General features: G+C 68.8%; 2 protein-coding genes. Both read right to left on the bottom strand.

Translation table 11 applies throughout. The annotated features are described in order from the left end of the window. On the bottom strand, nucleotides 1-267 hold a 267-nt coding region (locus KZA10_RS13565; protein ID WP_218683141.1), incomplete at its 3' end, for a potassium-transporting ATPase subunit C. Nucleotides 268-292: 25 nt separating this feature from the next. Continuing rightward, a partial coding sequence (gene kdpB, locus KZA10_RS13560) for a potassium-transporting ATPase subunit KdpB (protein ID WP_218683140.1) occupies nucleotides 293-1,975 on the bottom strand: 1,683 nt, incomplete at its 5' end.

The raw sequence follows: 1,975 nt of genomic DNA, 5'->3' as shown, positions 1-1,975 counted from the left end.
GGCGCCGTCGTAGCCGTCGCCCGCGGCGGACGGACGCGACTGGAAGTACTGCGGGAGCGCTTCGCCGTCGGCATCCGTGAAGGACTGGCCGATCAGCGAGCTGCCCCGCTCGTCGGGGAGGGGGGAGCCGTTCGCCTGCCAGGGGAGCAGCAGCTGGCCGATGCCGGTGACCAGCAGCGTGTAGCCGACGCCGAGCACGAGGGTGAGGACGAGCATCGCGCGGACGGCGACACCGGTGGTGCGGGCCGCGGTGCGTGTGGAGGACATGTCTGGATTCCTTTTCAGAGCCGGGTCAGAAGCCCGGGATGAGGCTGATCACGAGGTCGATGAGCTTGATGCCGATGAACGGGGCGATCACGCCGCCGAGGCCGTAGATCAGCAGGTTGCGCTGCAGGATCTGCGAGGCGCTCGCCGGCCGGTACTTCACTCCGCGCAGGGCGAGCGGGATCAGGAAGACGATCACGATCGCGTTGAAGATGATCGCGCTGGTCACCGCGGAAGCCGGCGAATGCAGCTGCATGATGTTGAGCGCCGCCAGTCCGGGGAAGACTCCCATGAACATCGCGGGGATGATCGCGAAGTACTTCGCGATGTCGTTCGCGAGCGAGAAGGTGGTGAGAGCTCCGCGGGTGATGAGCAGCTGCTTGCCGATGCGAACGATGTCGATCAGCTTGGTCGGATCGGAGTCGAGGTCGACCATGTTGCCGGCCTCCTTCGCCGCCGACGTACCGGTGTTCATCGCGACACCGACGTCGGCCTGTGCGAGAGCGGGGGCATCGTTGGTGCCGTCGCCGGTCATCGCGACCAGCCGACCGCCCTGCTGCTCGTGGCGGATCAGCTCGAGCTTGTCCTCGGGAGTCGCCTCGGCGAGGAAGTCGTCGACACCGGCCTCGGCGGCGATCGCCTTCGCTGTGAGCGGGTTGTCACCCGTGATCATGACCGTGCGGATGCCCATCGCGCGCAGCTCCTCGAAGCGTTCGCGCAGGCCGTCCTTGACGATGTCCTTGAGGTGCACCACCCCGAGCACGCGGCCGGGGGCACCGGGCGTCATCACCGCGACCACGAGCGGGGTGCCGCCGCTCTCGGCCACCGAGTCGGTGCGCGTCGTGAGCTCGATGTCGTCGCCGTCGAGTCCGAGCCAGGCCCGCACCGCGGAGCCGGCACCCTTGCGGATCTGCGTGCCGTCGCTGAGGTCGAGGCCCGACATGCGCGTCTGCGCCGTGAAGGGGACGACCACCGCGTCATCCGGTGCTGTCACCTGGATGCCCTGTCCCGCGGCGAGCTCGACGATCGAGGCGCCTTCGGGAGTCGGGTCCGCGAGGGAGGACAGGGCCGCGACGCGGAGGAGTTCGTCCGCATCGGTGCCGGGAAGGGGCAGCACCTCGTGCGCACGACGGTTGCCGTAGGTGATGGTTCCGGTCTTGTCGAGCAGCAGCGTGGTGACATCTCCTGCCGCTTCGACCGCGCGTCCCGACATCGCGAGCACGTTGCGCTGCACCAGGCGGTCCATGCCCGCGATGCCGATCGCCGACAGCAGCGCCCCGATGGTGGTCGGGATCAGGCAGACGAGCAGGGCGATGAGCACCGGGATGCTGACGGGGGATGCAGCGTACGAGGCGATCGGGTTCAGGGCCAGCACCACGACCACGAAGATGATCGACAGGCTCGCGAGCAGGATGTTCAGGGCGATCTCGTTGGGGGTGCGCTGACGACTCGCGCCCTCGACGAGCGCGATCATGCGGTCGACGAAGGTCTCGCCCGGCTTCGAGGTGATGCGCACCACGATGCGGTCGGACAGCACGCGGGTGCCTCCGGTCACGGCGCTGCGGTCGCCGCCGGATTCGCGGATCACCGGGGCGCTCTCGCCCGTGATGGCGGATTCGTCGACCGTGGCGATACCCGCGACGATGTCGCCGTCTCCGGGGATCAGCTCGCCCGCCGTGACGATCACGATGTCGTCGCGCCGCAGCTCGGC

The sequence above is a fragment of the Microbacterium sp. BF1 genome, assembly GCF_019279095.1.
Lineage (GTDB): Bacteria > Actinomycetota > Actinomycetes > Actinomycetales > Microbacteriaceae > Microbacterium > Microbacterium maritypicum.
This window is presented reverse-complemented; position numbering and strand designations above follow the sequence as displayed.